Source organism: Prescottella agglutinans (assembly GCF_004011865.1).
In the GTDB taxonomy this organism is placed as follows: Bacteria; Actinomycetota; Actinomycetes; order Mycobacteriales; family Mycobacteriaceae; genus Prescottella; species Prescottella agglutinans.
The window spans coordinates 190,148-206,171 of record NZ_RKLP01000001.1 but is presented as its reverse complement, the minus strand read 5'-3'; the positions used below and the strand labels follow the sequence as shown (position 1 = coordinate 206,171).

The 16,024-nt window shown below is 69.8% G+C and carries 13 protein-coding genes; 8 read left to right on the top strand and 5 right to left on the bottom strand.

Annotated elements, in window-relative coordinates:
• Window positions 1–2 precede the first annotated feature (2 nt).
• The 3 genes from EGT67_RS01005 to EGT67_RS00995 form a co-directional block, all read right to left on the bottom strand.
• Window positions 3–818: a 2-keto-4-pentenoate hydratase gene (locus EGT67_RS01005; protein WP_127914186.1), complete on the bottom strand. Its 816-nt coding sequence runs from the start codon at window positions 816–818 to the stop codon at window positions 3–5.
• 100 nt (window positions 819–918) lie between these two features.
• Window positions 919–1,701 (bottom strand): IclR family transcriptional regulator, encoded by a 783-nt coding sequence (locus EGT67_RS01000; protein WP_127914185.1) that lies wholly within the window; start codon window positions 1,699–1,701, stop codon window positions 919–921.
• 4 nt (window positions 1,702–1,705) lie between these two features.
• Window positions 1,706–2,344 carry a TetR/AcrR family transcriptional regulator gene (locus EGT67_RS00995; protein WP_127914184.1) on the bottom strand — a complete coding sequence of 213 codons (639 nt, stop codon included), beginning with the start codon at window positions 2,342–2,344 and terminating at the stop codon, window positions 1,706–1,708.
• Between the two features lie 79 nt (window positions 2,345–2,423).
• Here EGT67_RS00995 and EGT67_RS00990 point away from each other — a divergent pair, with 79 nt between their 5' ends.
• Window positions 2,424–3,617, top strand: coding sequence for an alpha/beta hydrolase family protein (locus EGT67_RS00990; protein ID WP_421958079.1), 1,194 nt, complete (start codon window positions 2,424–2,426; stop codon window positions 3,615–3,617).
• 22 nt (window positions 3,618–3,639) lie between these two features.
• On the opposite strand, the gene fdhD is transcribed toward EGT67_RS00990, so the two are convergent.
• Together fdhD and EGT67_RS00980 are read right to left on the bottom strand one after the other, a co-directional pair.
• A complete protein-coding gene (gene fdhD / locus EGT67_RS00985; RefSeq protein WP_127914182.1) occupies window positions 3,640–4,464 on the bottom strand; it encodes a formate dehydrogenase accessory sulfurtransferase FdhD in 825 nt (274 codons plus the stop codon).
• Complete coding sequence (locus EGT67_RS00980; RefSeq protein WP_127914181.1) at window positions 4,464–6,776, bottom strand: FdhF/YdeP family oxidoreductase; 2,313 nt, start codon at window positions 6,774–6,776, stop codon at window positions 4,464–4,466. The genes fdhD and EGT67_RS00980 overlap by 1 nt, the downstream gene beginning before the upstream one ends.
• A 118-nt stretch (window positions 6,777–6,894) precedes the next feature.
• On the opposite strand from EGT67_RS00980, the gene EGT67_RS00975 reads away from it, so the two are divergent.
• From EGT67_RS00975 to ndk, 7 genes are all read left to right on the top strand, one after another.
• A complete protein-coding gene (locus tag EGT67_RS00975; protein WP_127914180.1) occupies window positions 6,895–7,905 on the top strand; it encodes an iron-siderophore ABC transporter substrate-binding protein in 1,011 nt (336 codons plus the stop codon).
• Between the two features lie 20 nt (window positions 7,906–7,925).
• On the top strand, window positions 7,926–8,534 hold the full coding sequence (locus EGT67_RS00970) for a GNAT family N-acetyltransferase (RefSeq protein WP_127914179.1): 609 nt from the start codon (window positions 7,926–7,928) through the stop codon (window positions 8,532–8,534).
• A 62-nt stretch (window positions 8,535–8,596) separates the two neighbouring features.
• Entirely contained in the window at window positions 8,597–10,648 is a 2,052-nt protein-coding gene (locus tag EGT67_RS00965) for a S9 family peptidase (RefSeq protein WP_127914178.1), read from the top strand.
• 165 nt (window positions 10,649–10,813) lie between these two features.
• Window positions 10,814–13,474 (top strand): valine--tRNA ligase, encoded by a 2,661-nt coding sequence (locus tag EGT67_RS00960; RefSeq protein WP_127914177.1) that lies wholly within the window; start codon window positions 10,814–10,816, stop codon window positions 13,472–13,474.
• Window positions 13,471–14,901, top strand: coding sequence for a bifunctional tetrahydrofolate synthase/dihydrofolate synthase (folC, locus tag EGT67_RS00955; protein ID WP_127914176.1), 1,431 nt, complete (start codon window positions 13,471–13,473; stop codon window positions 14,899–14,901). Before EGT67_RS00960 ends, folC begins: the two co-directional genes overlap by 4 nt.
• Complete coding sequence (locus tag EGT67_RS00950) at window positions 14,898–15,317, top strand: DUF4233 domain-containing protein (RefSeq protein ID WP_127914175.1); 420 nt, start codon at window positions 14,898–14,900, stop codon at window positions 15,315–15,317. The genes folC and EGT67_RS00950 overlap by 4 nt, the downstream gene beginning before the upstream one ends.
• 17 nt (window positions 15,318–15,334) lie before the next feature.
• Window positions 15,335–15,754 carry a nucleoside-diphosphate kinase gene (gene ndk, locus EGT67_RS00945; protein WP_127914174.1) on the top strand — a complete coding sequence of 140 codons (420 nt, stop codon included), beginning with the start codon at window positions 15,335–15,337 and terminating at the stop codon, window positions 15,752–15,754.
• Window positions 15,755–16,024: the final 270 nt, after the last annotated feature.

Here is a 16,024-nt window from a genome sequence, read left to right as displayed (position 1 = left end):
TGTCACGATTCCTTCCGGGAGAAAACTGCGGTCACGGAGCCGAGGGTGGACAGCTCTGCGCGGATGGTCACGCCGGGCGCGGCGGGAACCATGGGGCCCAGGGCGCCGGAGAGCACGACCTGGCCGGCACGCAGCGGCTGGCCGTACTCGCGGGCGGTGCGGGCGAGCCACTGCAGCGCGATCAGCGGATCGCCGAGGCAGGCCTCACCGTTGCCCTCGGAGACGAGCTCGTCGTCGGCGTACATCTTCATCACGACGTCCTTGGGCTCGAACTCGTCGAGCGTGACCCAGTTGTCGCCGAGCACGTACAGGCCGGAGGAGGCGTTGTCCGCGACGGTGTCGGTGATGAGGATCTTCCAGTTCTCGATGCGGCTGTCGACCAGCTCGAGCGCCGCGACGGCGCCGGTGACGGCAGCGCGAATCTGGTCGAGATCGAGATCGCCCTCGGCGAGATCGGCGCCGAGCCGGAAGGCCACCTCGGCCTCGGCCTTGGGCTGGAGCATCCGCTCGGTCGGCACCTCGGGCAGGTCGGTGACGTCCATGTTGTCGAACAGGACACCGAAGTCGGGCTGGTCGACGCCGAGCTGGTTCTGCACGGCCAACGAGGTCGCGCCGATCTTGCGGCCGACGACGACGGCGCCGTCTGCGATCTGCCAGTCGATCAGCTTCTGCTGAACGCGGTAGGCCACACCGATGTCGGAGGGGCCGATGAGGTCGTTGATCGGTGCGCAGGCGACGCCGGTCTTGGCTGCGGTTGCCAGTCGCGTCGCGGCCTCGGTGATCGCCTCTTCGGAGATCGTAGGTTCGGTGTCAGGCATGGATGTCCTTGTCGTGGGTTGTGCTTGTAAGGACTGTGCGGGACGGTTCCCGTCCAGCGCGAGCAATCAGTTTCGCTGAGCGAAACCTACCTGCTGAGGCCTAGTCCTGCCGCAAGTTGTCCCGCCGAGCGAGAGTGGCCGCGATACCCGCGGCCGCGGCGCGGACCTGGTTGGCGTGGGCCTCGGGACGGAAGCGGGTGGCGGGCCCCGTCACGCTGACGCCGGCGAGCGGCCGGTCGTCGGCGTCGAGGATCGCGGCGGCGACGCAGACGATCCCGACGGCGGATTCCTCGTACTCGAAGGACACGCCCGACTCGGCGACGGCGTCGAGTTGCCGGGCCAGGATTCCGGGGACGGTGATGGTGCGCGGGGTGCGCCGCGGGAGGGGGCCGGCGAGCGTGCGCGTCTTCAGTTCGCTTGCCGAGTGGGCGAGCATGGCCTTGCCGATGGCGGTGCAGTACAAGGGCATCCGGCCGCCGATTCGGGACGGTGATTCGGCCTGCCGGTGGCCGCCGATCTTCGCGACGTAGACGACCTCGTCGCCCTCGAGGACGCCCAGGTGCACGGTTTCGCGGGTCCGCTCCCGGAGATCCTCCAGAAAGGGGGTGGCGACCTCGATCAGGCCTCGCTCGACCGACGCGCGCATCCCCAGTTCGAACAGGTGCCGGCCCAGGCGGTACCCGCGCGGGGTGCGATCGATCAGCCGGGTCGCGACCAGTTCGGCGAGGAGTCGGTGCAGGGTGGTCTTGTTCAGTCCGGTGCGATGGACCAACTCGGTGAACCCGACCCAGTGATCGTCGGCGGTGAAGGCGTCGAGCACCGTGACCACCTTGCCCAGCACGGTGTTCGGGATCTGCCGGTCGGAGGGCGACGGGGTGGTCATCGGATCACGGGGCGCGCAGCAGCGCGATCGAGAGGGTCGTCAGTTCGCTCTCGAACGATGCGAGATCGAGCGGCGTGCCGGTCGTGGCCTCGCGCTCCCACGACGCCATCCCCGCGACCACGAACCGGGCCATCAGTGCGACCCGGCGGGGGCGCAGGCTCTCGTCGACGTGGGTCAGTTCCCCGCCGATGCCCGCGAACAGGTCCTTGAGCAGCGTCATGCCACCGACCTTGGGGTACCTCGGATCGTCGGGAACCAGCGCCGTCGGCGTGCTGACGAAGTCCATGTGGACGCCGGTCAGCCACTGCTCGTTGAAGCGCGCCCAGAAGGACGGTGAGTGCGCGCCGATCTCCGCGACGAAGGGGTGGATGTAGGCGCCGACCAGCGCGGCGAGCCGGTCCGGGGTGTCGGCGTCGATCGCGTCGAGCATCTCTGCACGCACCGCGTTGACGTTCCCGATGTGTGCCAGCCACACCGCCTCGAGGAGGCCGTCCCACGACCCGAAGTGGTAGGTGATGGCCGAATTGTTCCGCTGCCCAGCGGTTCTCACGATCTCCCGGGCGGAGACCCCGTGCAGCCCGCGCTCGGCGATGAGACGCTCGGCAACGTGGAGGATCGTCTCGCGACCGTTCGGGGAGTTCATGTCGGCAAGGGTACTGAATGCGCTATGTTCTCCGGTCTGAGACATGTATCTTAATTTTGGAGGTGTTCAGGTGTTCTCGCTGACGAACCACGGCGGTGCTCGGCGCGCGGGTGTCCTCGCCGCCGTCACGGCGACGACGGTCGCGCTGGTGGCCGCGGGCTGCAGCAACGGAGAGTCCGAGTCGGATCGGGCCGTCGCGCTCGAGCCGGGTCAGCTGCTGTCGAGCCAGGAACTGCGCGGTGCTCCGCTGCTGCCGAGTGCCGGACGCAGCGAGCTCGTCACGTACGTGTCGCAGAATGCGCAGGGTGACCCGGTCGTCGTGTCCGGCTCGGTGTCGATTCCCCGGACCCCCGCGCCCGAGGGCGGCTGGCCGGTGATCAGCTGGGCGCACGGCACCACCGGCGTCTCCGACATCTGTGCGCCCTCGAACGACACTCCGGACGGGCCGGCCCACGACTACCTCGGCGGGGTCGACCAGACGCTGGACCGCTACGTCGCGGACGGCTACGTCGTGGTGCAGACCGACTACGTCGGCCTGGGCACGCCGGGCGGTCACCCGTACATGGACGGCGGGACGGAGGCGAACGCAGTGGTCGACATCGTGCGCGCCAGCCGCGCGCTCGACGGTTCGATCGGCGACCAGTGGTACGCGATGGGGCACAGCCAGGGCGGTCATGCGGCGCTGTTCACGGCGGCGCAGGGCGCTGCGCGCGCACCCGAACTCGACCTGCGTGGCGCGGTGGCGATCGCGCCGGGCAACGACACGAGTGCCACGCCGCAGTACCTCGCGGCCGGGACGCCGGAGGTTGCTCCCGCGCTCGCGTTCCTGCCGCTGATCGTGCTGGGCGCCGAGGCGGCCGACCCGTCGATCGACGCCGACTCGTATGTCACCCCGGAGTCGAAGCCGCTGCTGACCGCCGCCCGCAACGGGTGCGTCGCGCAGATCCGCGACGTGATCGGATCCGTCCCGGTCGACAAGGCGTTCGCGCCCGGCGCCGACATCGACAAGCTCGTGACCTATCTGAAGAAGCAGGCCCCGGGGCAGCTGACGCTGACGGTCCCGACGCTGGTGCTGCAGGGCACCGCCGACACGCTCATCGCCGAGCCCGGCAGCAAGGCGTTGGTGCAGTCGCTGTGCGGCAACGGGTCCGCGGTCGCCTACAAGACGTACGAGGGTGCCGATCATCGCTCCGCGGTGCCGCAGTCGTTCGACGACGCGGAGCAGTTCTTCCGCGCGCTGCAGGCGGGGGAGACGCCGGCGGGTCTCTGCTAGAACGGCCCGACGGTTCCCGGGATCAGGCCTTGATGCGGTGCTCGCCGGCGTACACGTTCATGGTGTCGCCGCGCAGGAATCCGACGAGGGTCATGCCGCGGTCGCGCGCCAGATCGACGGCGAGCGACGACGGCGCCGACACCGCCCCGAGGACCGGGATCCCGGCCATCGTGGCCTTCTGCGCCAGTTCGAACGACGCGCGGCCGCTGACGATGAGGACCGAGTTCGACAGCGGGATGCGGTGCGCGGTGAGCGCCCACCCGAGGACCTTGTCGACCGCGTTGTGGCGGCCGACGTCCTCGCGGAGCGCGAGCAGCGCGCCGTCGGCGGTGAACAGTCCGGCGGCGTGGAGCCCGCCGGTCGCGTCGAAGACCCGTTGGCTGCGGCGCAGGGTCGGTGGCATCGACGACAGCGCCGCGGCCGTGACCTCGAGCGCGCTGTCCGACAGCGAGAACCTGCTGCGTACCGCGACCTCGTCGAGCGAGGCCTTGCCGCACACGCCGCACGCCGACGTCGTCAGGAACTCGCGGCGGCCGCGATTGCCCGGATCGGGCACGTCGGCGGCGAGCTGGACGTCGAGGACGTTGTAGGTGTTCGCGCCGTCGGCGTCGACGCCGTCGCAGTACCGGACGGCGGTGACGTCGTCGGGGGAGTGGACGATCCCCTCGGTCAGCAGGAATCCGTGGACCAGGTCGATGTCGTTGCCGGGGGTCCGCATCGTGACCGTGAGGGCGCGCCCGCCCAGGCGAATCTCGAGCGGCTCCTCCACGGCCAGCGTGTCGGGGCGCCGCCGGGTGCCGTCCGGGGTGATCCGCAGGACGGGGCGGCGGGCGGTGACCCGGCCCATCAGTGGTCCCCGGCCGGTTCCAACCGCACGACGATCGCCTTCGACACCGGGGTGTTCGACTTGGCGGCAACGTGATCGAGCGGCACGAGCGGGTTGGTCTCCGGGTAGTAGGCGGCCGCGTTCCCGCGGGGGGTGTTGTACTCGACCACCCGGAAGCCGTGGACCCGGCGTTCCTCGACGGCGCCGTCGGCGGTGCCCCACTCGGAGACGACGTCGACGAGCTGGCCGTCGCGCAGACCCAGGTCGGCGACGTCGGCCGCGTTGACGAACACCACCTTGCGGCCGTTCTTGACGCCGCGATAGCGGTCGTCGAGGCCGTAGATCGTGGTGTTGTACTGGTCGTGGCTGCGCAGCGTCTGCAGGATCAGCCGTCCGGGCGGGGTCGGCACCCACTCGAGCGGGTTGACCGCGAAATTGGCCTTCCCGGTGTGCGTGCGGAACTCCCGTGAGTCGCGCGGCGGATGCGGCAACTGGAAGCCGTCGGGTCGACGGACGCGGGTGTTGTAGTTCTCGCAGCCGGGCACGACGCGCGAGATGGAGTCCCGGATCAGGTCGTAGTCGCCCTCGAACTGCGCCCACGGCACCGGGTGGTCGACGCCGAGCAAGTCCCGGGCGAGCTGGCAGACGATCGCGACCTCGCTGCGCAGGTGCGCGCTGACGGGCGTCAGCCGACCGCGCGACAGGTGCACCATCGACATCGAATCCTCCACCGACACAAGCTGTTTTCCGGTGGCCTGGACGTCGAGGTCGGTGCGGCCGAGGGTGGGGAGGATGAGGGCGGTGCGCCCGTGCACGACGTGGCTGCGGTTGAGTTTCGTCGAGACCTGCACGGTCAGTTCGCAGTTGCGCAGCGCCTGCTCGGTGGTGGCGGTGTCGGGGGTCGCGGACACGAAGTTGCCGCCCATCGCCATGAACACGCGGGCGCGACCGTCGCGCATCGCGCGGATCGCGTCGACGGTGTCCCATCCGTGCCGGCGGGGACTCTCGATGGAGAACTCGGCGTCGAGGGCGGCGAGGAACTCCTCGGGCATCTTCTCCCAGATGCCCATCGTCCGGTCGCCCTGGACGTTGGAGTGGCCGCGGACCGGGCACACGCCGGCGCCGGGCTTGCCGATCATGCCCCGCATCAGCAGCAGGTTCGTCGCTTCCTGGATGGTCGCGACGGCGTGCGCCTGCTGGGTCAGGCCCATCGCCCAGCAGGTGACGGTCCGCTGCGACTCGATCAGGGCGCGGGCGGTCTCGTCGAGTTGCCGCATCGTCAGACCGGTGGCCGCGACGACCGTGTCGAGGTCGACGCCGCGCACGTGGGCGGCGTAGTCGTCGAAGCCGGCACAGTGCGCGTCGACGAAGGCACGGTCGACGACGGTGCCCGGTGCCCGGTCCTCGGCTTCGAGGAGCAGTCGCCCCAGCCCCTGGAACAGCGCCATGTCGCCGCCGAGTCGGATCTGCAGGAACTCGTCGGCGATGTCCACGCCGTGCCCCAGCACGCCGCCCACCTTCTGCGGATCCTTGAACCGGCGCAACCCCGCCTCTGGGAGCGGGTTGATCGCGATGATCCGGGCCCCGTTGGCCTTGGCCTTCTCGAGCGTCGAGAGCATCCGCGGGTGGTTCGTCCCGGGGTTCTGGCCCGCGATCAGGATCAGGTCGGCCTGCTCGAGGTCGGGCACGGACACCGACCCCTTGCCGATCCCGATGGCCTCGGTCAGTGCGCTGCCCGACGACTCGTGGCACATGTTGGAGCAGTCCGGCATGTTGTTGGTGCCGAAGCTGCGAATCATCAACTGGTACAGGAACGCCGCCTCGTTGCTGGTCCGTCCCGAGGTGTAGAAGACGGCCTCGTCGGGAGTTTCGAGGTCCTGCAGGTGGTCGGCGATCAGCCGGTACGCGTCGTCCCACTCGATCGGCTCGTAGCGGTCGCTGCCGGGGCGCAGCACCATCGGGTGCGTCAGCCGGCCCTGCTGGCCCAGCCAGTAGTCGGTGTGGTCGGCCAGTTCCGCGATCGGGTGCGCCGCGAAGAACTCCGGCGTCACGGTCCGCAGCGTGGCCTCCTCGGCGACGGCCTTGGCCCCGTTCTCGCAGAACTCGGCGGGCTTGCGGTGGCCGGGCGTCTCGGGCCACGCGCATCCGGGGCAGTCGAACCCGTGCCGCTGGTTGAGGCGGGTGAGCGTGCGGGCGGTGCGGGCGAGTCCCATCTGTTCGACGGCCCGTTCGAGGGACACGAGCACGGCCGGAACGCCGGCCGCGTAGTCCTTGGCGGGGGTGACGACGAGGCCGTTCTCGTCGATGTCTTCGCGGGGACCCTGACGTGTCATGAACCCATACTGGCCCCGTTCGGCGGGGTCCGCACGGACCGACGCACCGAACGGGCGGGTAAGGTCGGCTAGCCTTACCTTCTCTGTCCGACGTCACCACGAACGAAGGGTCCTGACGATGGGTGATCTCCAGTCGCGAGCCGGTGAATTCTCGCGCCGCGGGTTCCTGATCGGCAGCGCGGGTGCGCTGCTGGCCTTCGCGGCCGCATGCAGCAGCGACTCGGGCTCCGGCGGTTCCGGGGCGGACGGTGCGACGATCGCGCACAAGTACGGACAGACCACCGTGCCCGCCGACCCGCAGCGGGTCGTGAGCGTCGGATACAACGACCAGGACGCCCTGCTCGCGCTCGGCGCGGTTCCGGTCGGCGTCTTCGACTGGTACGGCAACTACCCGAATGCGGTGTGGCCGTGGGCGCAGGATCTGCTGGGCGGCGCGCAGCCCGCGATAGTCGGCAGCGCGAGCACGGGCATCGACGTCGAGAAGGTGGCCACCGCGGGCCCCGACCTGATCGTCGGCACCTACTCGGGCCTGACCCAGAGCCAGTACGACAAGCTCGCGGCGCTCGCCCCGACCGTCGCGCAGCCCGCCGGTGTCGCCGACTACGGCGTGCGCTGGCAGGACCAGACGAAAATCCTCGGTGAGGCGCTCGGCCGACAGGACAAGGCCGCCGAACTGGTGTCGGACCTCGAGAAGCAGTTCGCCGGCACCGCGGCGGCCAATCCGGTGTTCGCCGGCAAGACGGTGCTGGTGGGCGCGCTCAAGGGTCCCGGCCAGTTCGGCGTCTACGGCCCCGACGACCCCAAGGTGCGGTTCTTCACCGATCTCGGCTTCGTGAATCCTCCTGTCGCCGACCAGCTTCGGAAGACCAACTTCGCCGAGATCAGCACCGAACAGCTCTCGCTCGCGGACGTCGACCTGCTCGTCTGGTACGCCGGCGGCGGCTTCGGCGACAAGCTGCGGGCCGAACTCGACAAGACCCCCGTCTACCAGACGCTCGACGTCGTCAAGGACGGTCGCACGATCATCCTCGAGGACGAGGCCGCAGAGGCCATGACGTGGAGCACGGTGCTGAGCCTGCCGTACGCGCTGCAGCAGATCCCGCCGCGCATCGCGCCCCTTCTGACCTGATCGGTCGGTAGTCTCGCGGCATGGGTGTTGTCGTGCGGCCAGTGACCCGATCGGACGTCCCTGCGCTGTCGCGCGCGCTCGCGGAGGCCTTCGACGACGACCCGGTGATGAGCTGGATCCTGCCGGACGCCGCGAAGCGGCCCGCGGGTCTCGCGAAGATGTTCGCCGCCGAGATCCGGTACCACCACCTCGCCGGTGGCGGGGCGGAGTTGGCGGAGTCCGACGCGGGCGTCATCGTCGGCGGGGCGATGTGGGATCCGCCGGGGCGGTGGAAGCAGTCGACGCTGAGCTCGTACCTGAGCATGCCGGTGTTCGCGTTCGCGCTGGGCCGGCAGATGCGGGTGGGCGCCGAGGTCGAGCATGCCCTCGAATCCGTGCATCCGACCGAGCCGCACTGGTACCTGGCGACGATCGGGATATCCGCCGCGGGGCGCGGCGGCGGATACGGCAAGGCGCTGTTGAACTCGCGGCTCTCGCGCTGCGACGCGGAGGGGGCACCCGCGTACCTCGAATCGAGCAAGCAGGCGAACATCCCGTACTACGAGCGGTTCGGATTCGAGGTCACCGGCGAGGTCGCCCTTCCGAACGGCGGCCCGACGCTGTGGCAGATGTGGCGCACCCCGCGCTGAGCGCACTCTCGTCCGGTACGTGACGCCGGTCATGCCGGGTGACCGCGTGGTACCAATCAGGGGTGACCTCGAGCCAGCAGACCCCCGCCACGCCGTTCCACGAACTCGACCACTACCTGGCGCTGCCGCGGCTGTCCGGGCTCGAGTTGTCGCCCGACGGCACCCGACTGATCGTCACGCAGGCGACACTCGACGACGCCGGCACCAAGTACGTGTCGGCGGTGTGGGAGCTGGACCCGACCGGTGAGCGGCCGTCGCGGCGGTTGACGTGGGGGACGAAGGGCGAGTCCGGGGCCGCGTTCACCGACACCGGCGACGTGCTGTTCACCGCGTCGCGCCCCGCTCCGGACGAGTCGGACGATGCCCCGAACGCGCTGTGGCGGCTGCCGGCGGACGGCGGTGAGGCGGCTCGGGTGTCCGTGCGCGGCGGGGGGATCTCGGGCGTGCGGGCCGCGCGGTCGGCGCCACGTCTGGTCGTCGCCACGGGCGTGCTGGGCGCGTCCGGCACCGCCGAGGACGACGAGCGGATCCGCGGCGAACGCAGGGACAAGAAGGTGAAGGCGATCCTGCACACCGGATACCCGGTGCGGCACTGGGATCACGACCTCGGACCCGACGTCCCGCACCTGCTGGCCGGCGGCACCGACGTCGACGGCGAGATCGCGCTCGACGACCTGACGCCGGCGCCGGGCGTCGCGCTGCGGGACGCCGACTACGACCTCGCGGCGGACGGATCGTTCGTCGTCACCACGTGGGTGGTGCCCGGTGTCCTCGGCGCCCGCCGAACGATCCTGGCGCGCATCGACATCGCGACCGGGGAGCGCGCCGTGCTCGTCGACGACGACGCCGCCGATCTGATGCGTCCCGCGATCGCGCCGGACGGCACGAGCGTCGTGTACCTGCGCGAGGCGTACGGCGACCCCGAGCATGCTCCCCGAATCACGCTGCACCGCTACATCTTCGAGACCGGGGCGATCGAGGATCTCGCGCCCGGCTGGGATCGCTGGCCCACCGCCGTCGCGTGGCTGCCCGCCGGCGACGGACTGCTGCTCGCGGCGGACGATCACGGCCGCGGGCCGGTCTTCGTGCTGCGCGGAAACCTGGCCGGGGACCGGCCTGTTGCGCTCACCACCGACGATGCCGCGTACACCGACCTGCGGGTCGCGCCGGACGGCGCGACGGTCTACGCGCTGCAGGCGTCGTACGCGCAGCCGCCACGACCGGTGCGGATCGCGCTCACCGGCGTCGACGCCGGTGCGGTCACCGCACTGCGCGCACCGTCCGAGTCGCCGCAGCTGCCGGGCCGGCTCACCGAGGTCGTCGGGCAGGCCGCCGACGGTACGCCGCTGCGGGCGTGGCTGGCGCTGCCGGAGTCCGCGTCCGCCGACGCCCCGGCGCCGCTCGTGCTGTGGGTGCACGGCGGACCCCTCAACTCGTGGAACACGTGGTCGTGGCGGTGGAACCCGTGGCTGTTGGTCGCCAAGGGGTACGCGGTGCTGCTGCCCGACCCGGCCCTGTCCACCGGCTACGGCCAGGACTTCGTCCAGCGCGGCTGGGGCCAGTGGGGCAAGGCGCCCTACACCGACCTGATGGCGATCACCGACGCGGCGGTGGCGCTGCCCGAGATCGACGCGAAGCGCACCGCCGCGATGGGCGGATCCTTCGGCGGGTACATGGCCAACTGGATCGCCGGGCACACCGACCGCTTCCGGGCGATCGTCACGCACGCGAGCCTGTGGGCGCTCGACCAGTTCGCCCCGACCACCGACGCGGCCTGGTACTGGGCGCGCGAGATGACCCCCGAGATGGCGTTCGAGAACTCGCCGCACCTGTACGTCGCCGACATCGTCACCCCGATGCTGGTGATCCACGGCGACAAGGACTACCGCGTGCCGATCGGCGAGGGCCTGCGCCTGTGGTACGAGTTGCTGTCGGAGTCGGGTCTGCCCGCCGACGCCGAGGGGAAGACCGATCACCGGTTCCTGTACTTCCCCGACGAGAACCACTGGGTGCTCAGCCCGCAGCACGCCAAGGTCTGGTACCAGGTGGTCGAGTCGTTCCTCGCCGAGCACGTCCTCGAGCAGGACGTCCCGATGCCCGACGTCCTCGGCTGACACCTCCCCGCCTTCCCCGCGTTTTGCGCACTTGTCGCGCTTTCCGTGCCCGAAAACACGCGACAAGTGCGCAAAACGCGAGGGGGAGGCACGGGGGACGCGGGGCGGGGAGAGGTCTTCCGAGCCGGGTCCGGGCGATTCGCCGCCACTGATTACGATTGGGGGGTGACCAGTGCGCCAGAGACTCCCCAGAACCCCGCAGACGCCCTTCCCAAGAGCTGGGACCCCAGCGCGGTAGAGGCCGAGTTGTATCAGGGCTGGGTGGACGCCGGTTACTTCACCGCCGATCCGTCGAGCGACAAGCCCGGCTACTCGATCGTCCTGCCGCCGCCGAACGTGACCGGTTCGCTGCACATGGGCCACGCGCTCGACCACACCCTGATGGACGCGCTGTGCCGCCGCAAGCGGATGCAGGGCTTCGAGGTGCTGTGGCTGCCCGGCATGGACCACGCCGGCATCGCGACGCAGACCATCGTCGAGAAGCAGCTCGCCGCGGACGGCAAGAAGAAGGAAGACTTCGGCCGCGAGGCCTTCATCGAGAAGGTCTGGGACTGGAAGCGCGAGTCCGGCGGCATGATCCAGGGCCAGATGCGCCGCATCGGCGACGGCGTCGACTGGAGCCGGGACCGGTTCACGATGGACGAGGGCCTCTCGCGCGCCGTCCAGACGATCTTCAAGCGCCTCTACGACGACGGCCTGATCTACCGCGCCGAGCGCCTGGTCAACTGGTCGCCGGTGCTGCAGACCGCGATCTCCGACATCGAGGTCAAGTTCGAGGAGGTCGAGGGCGAGCTCGTCTCGCTGCGTTACGGCTCGCTCAACGACGACGAGCCGCACGTAATCGTCGCGACCACCCGCGTCGAGACGATGCTCGGTGACACCGCCGTCGCCGTCCACCCAGAGGACGAGCGCTACCAGCACCTGATCGGCACCACGCTTGAGCACCCGTTCACGGGCCGGCAGATCCCGATCATCGCCGACGACTACGTCGACCCCGCGTTCGGCACCGGCGCCGTGAAGATCACGCCCGCGCACGACCCCAACGACTTCGAGATGGGCCTGCGGCACAACCTGCCGATGCCCACCATCATGGACAAGACCGGCAAGATCGCCGACACCGGAACGCAGTTCGACGGCATGGACCGGTTCGAGGCCCGCGTCAAGGTGCGTGAGGCGCTCGCCGAGCAGGGCCGCGTCGTCGCCGAGAAGCGCCCGTACCTGCACAGCGTCGGCCACTCCGAGCGCTCCGGCGAGACCATCGAGCCGCGGCTGTCGATGCAGTGGTGGGTCAAGGTCGACGAGCTGGCGAAGGCCGCCGGTGACGCGGTCCGCAACGGCGACACCGTCATTCACCCGGCCAGCCAGGAGCCGCGTTGGTTCGCATGGGTCGACAACATGCACGACTGGTGCATCTCGCGTCAGCTGTGGTGGGGCCACCGGATCCCCATCTGGTACGGCCCGAACGGTGAGGTGCAGTGCTTCGGTCCGGACGAGACCGCCCCCGAGGGCTGGGAGCAGGACCCCGACGTCCTCGACACGTGGTTCTCGTCGGGTCTGTGGCCGTTCTCCACGATGGGCTGGCCCGAGAAGACCCCCGAGATTGAGAAGTTCTATCCGACAAGCGTTCTCGTCACGGGCTACGACATCCTGTTCTTCTGGGTGGCCCGGATGATGATGTTCGGCACCTACGTCGCCGGCGACGACGCGGTCGGCGGCGGCAAGGTCCCGTTCACGGACCTGTTCCTGCACGGGCTGGTGCGCGACCAGTACGGCAAGAAGATGTCGAAGTCGCGCGGCAACGGCATCGACCCGCTCGACTGGGTGGACCGCTTCGGTGCCGACGCGCTGCGCTTCACGCTCGCCCGCGGCGCCAACCCGGGCAGCGACCTCGCGGTCGGCGAGGACCACGCGCAGTCGTCGCGGAACTTCGCGAACAAGCTGTTCAACGCCACCAAGTTCGCGCTGATGAACGGTGCGGTCGTGGCGGATCTGCCGGCCCGTGACGCGCTCACCGACGCCGACCGCTGGATCCTCGACCGGCTCGAACAGGTCCGCACCGAGGTCGACGAGGCATTCGAGAAGTTCGAGTTCTCCAAGGCCTGCGAGGCGCTCTACCACTTCGCGTGGGACGAGGTCTGTGACTGGTACCTCGAGCTCGCCAAGGTGCAGCTGGCCGACGGCTCCGCCTACGCCGACGGCACCAAGGCAGTGCTCGGCAACGTGCTCGACACCCTGCTGCGGATGCTGCACCCGGTCATCCCGTTCGTCACCGAGACGCTGTGGAAGGTGCTCACCGGCGGCGAGTCCGTCGTGATCGCGCAGTGGCCCGCCGGAACCGGCGTCGCGACGGATGCCGTTGCGGCGCAGCGCGTCGAGGACATGCAGCGCCTGGTGACCGAGGTCCGTCGCTTCCGCAGCGACCAGGGCCTCAAGCCGTCGCAGAAGGTGGCCGCTCGCCTGTCCGGTGCCGCCGAGGCCGACATCGAGTCCCAGCTGCCGTCGGTGGCGTCGCTCGCGAAGCTCACCGAGCCGTCCGAGACGTTCGCCGCCACCGCGTCGGTCGAGGTGCGCCTGAGCAAGGCCACCGTCACCGTCGAACTGGACACGTCGGGCACGGTCGACCTGGGTGCCGAGAAGAAGCGTCTCGAGAAGGATCTCGCGGTCGCCGAGAAGGAGCTGGCGGGTACCACCGCCAAGCTGTCCAACGAGGCGTTCCTCGCGAAGGCCCCCGACGCGGTCGTCGACAAGATCCGCACCCGCCGGCAGGTGGCGCAGGAGGAGATCGCCCGCATGACCGCACGTCTGAAGGAGCTGGGCGGAGCGTGACCACCGAACGCCCGGGCGGACCCGACCCGGTCGATCTCGCCGAACTCGCACTCGTCGAGGCGGAGCTGGATCAGCGCTGGCCCGAGACCAAGATCGAGCCGTCGCTGACCCGGATCTCCGCGCTGATGGATCTGCTCGGTTCGCCGCAGCACAGCTACCCGGCCATCCACGTCGCCGGCACCAACGGCAAGACGTCGGTGACGCGGATGATCGACGCCCTGCTCACCCAGCTCCATCGCCGGACGGGGCGGACCACGAGTCCGCACCTGCAGCTGGCGACGGAGCGAATCAGCATCGACGGGAAGCCGATCCCGGTGCGCACGTACATCGACACCTACCGCGAGATCGAGCCGTACATCCGGATGATCGACCAGCAGTCCGAGGCCGCCGGCGGTCCCGCGATGAGCAAGTTCGAGGTGACGACCGCGATGGCGTACGCCGCGTTCGCGGAGGCGCCCGTCGACGTCGCCGTCGTCGAGACCGGACTCGGCGGCAAGTGGGACGCGACCAACGTCATCGACGCACAGGTCGCGGTGATCACCCCGATCGGGCTCGACCACGTCGACTACCTGGGCCCCGACCTCGCGTCGATCGCGGGGGAGAAGGCCGGAATCATCAAGAAGGGCCGCGACAGCGGGATCGAGGGCGTCGCCCCGATCGACACCGTCGCGATCATCGCCGAGCAGGCGCCCGAGGTGATGGACGTGCTGCTGCGGCGGGCCGTCGAGGTCGACGCGGCCGTCGCCCGCGAGGGAGCCGAGTTCAAGGTGCTGCGCCGCCAGATCGCGATCGGTGGCCAGCAGCTCGAGCTGCAGGGCCTCGGTGGCGTGTACGACGACATTTTCCTGCCGCTGCACGGCGAGCACCAGGCGCGCAACGCCTCGCTCGCCCTGGCCGCGGTGGAGGCGTTCTTCGGGGCCGGACCCGATCGCCAGCTCGAGGCCGACGCGATCCGCGCCGGTTTCGCGTCGGTGGTCAACCCGGGACGCCTCGAGCGGGTCCGCAGCGCGCCGACGGTGTTCCTCGACGCCGCGCACAACCCGCACGGGGCGAAGGCCCTCGCCGCGGCGCTGTCCGCGGAGTTCGACTTCCGTAAGCTCGTCGGTGTCGTCAGCGTCATGGGCGACAAGGACGTCGAGGGCATTCTCGACGCCCTCGAACCGGTCTTCGACGAACTGGTCGTCACCCACAACGGATCGCCGCGGGCGATGGACGTCGAGGACCTGGCGAATCGCGCGGTGGCCCGGTTCGGCGACGAACGAGTCGTCGTCGCCCCCACGCTGGCCGACGCACTCGAGACCGCGATCGGGCTGGCGGAGGAAGTCGCCGAGCCCGGCGAGGCAGTATCGGGAGCGGGTGTCGTGGTCACCGGTTCGGTCGTGACCGCGGGCGTCGCCCGATCCCTGTTCGGAAAGGACCCCGCGTGAGCGAGACCCCGGAAACCCCCGAGAACCCCGAGTCCGGGTTCCGCCCGCCGGCGAACGATCCGTGGAAGGGCTTCCGCGGTGTGATGGCGGGAACCCTGGTCCTCGAGGCAATCGTGGTGCTGCTGGCGCTGCCGGTGGTGGCCGTCGTCAACACCTCTGGCCTGACGTGGTTCTCCGGCACCTACATCGTCGTGCTCGCGCTGCTGATGATCCTCGGCTCCGGCATGCAGGGGCGGCCGTGGGCGATGAAGTTCAACCTGACGCTGCAGGTGTTCACGATCCTCGGGTTCTTCGTGGACACGGCGCTCGGCGTCATCGGTCTGCTCTTCGGTGCGGTGTGGCTGTACATCCTGTACCTCCGCAAGGACATCGCCCGCCGGATCGAGCAGGGTCTGCTTCCTGGGCAACGAGACTGACCGTCTACGCTGTTTCCGTGAACGAGCGCACCCTGGTACTGATCAAGCCCGACGGCGTGGCCCGCGGCTACGTCGGCGAGATCCTCTCCCGTATCGAACGCAAGGGTCTGACCATCGCGGCGATGGAGCTGCGGACCGCGTCGAACGACGTCGCCGCGACGCACTACGCCGAGCACGAAGGCAAGCCGTTCTACCCGGGACTGCTCGAGTTCATCACCTCCGGTCCGCTCGTGGCCGCCGTCCTGGAAGGGCCGCGTGCCATCGCGGCGTTCCGGCAGATCGCCGGTGGCACCGACCCGGTCGAGAAGGCGGTCCCCGGCACGATTCGTGCGGACCTGGCACTGGACGGCGGGCAGAATCTCGTGCACGGATCCGACTCCGTCGAGTCCGCCGAGCGCGAGATCGCGCTCTGGTTTCCCCAGCTCGCTCGGGCCTGAGCCCCTCGACTCCGGACGCTTCCCGGGCCTCGTGCCCGGGGAGCGTCCTTTTGTTTCATCACCTACCGGTGCGCCGATGGGGGGATACCGGGCGTAGGTGTGGGATACTTGAGTCGGTCGGACCGCAATTTTGCTCCACGCGGATTCGATCGGATGACACCACGGTGCGAAGCCCGTCATCGCTGCTTCACCGGCGCAGGTAATCCCTGCCACGTGTTGCACGCTGGATGATCAGGCGCTCACGTCGTGAACGGTCAGGCGCCAGCGCCG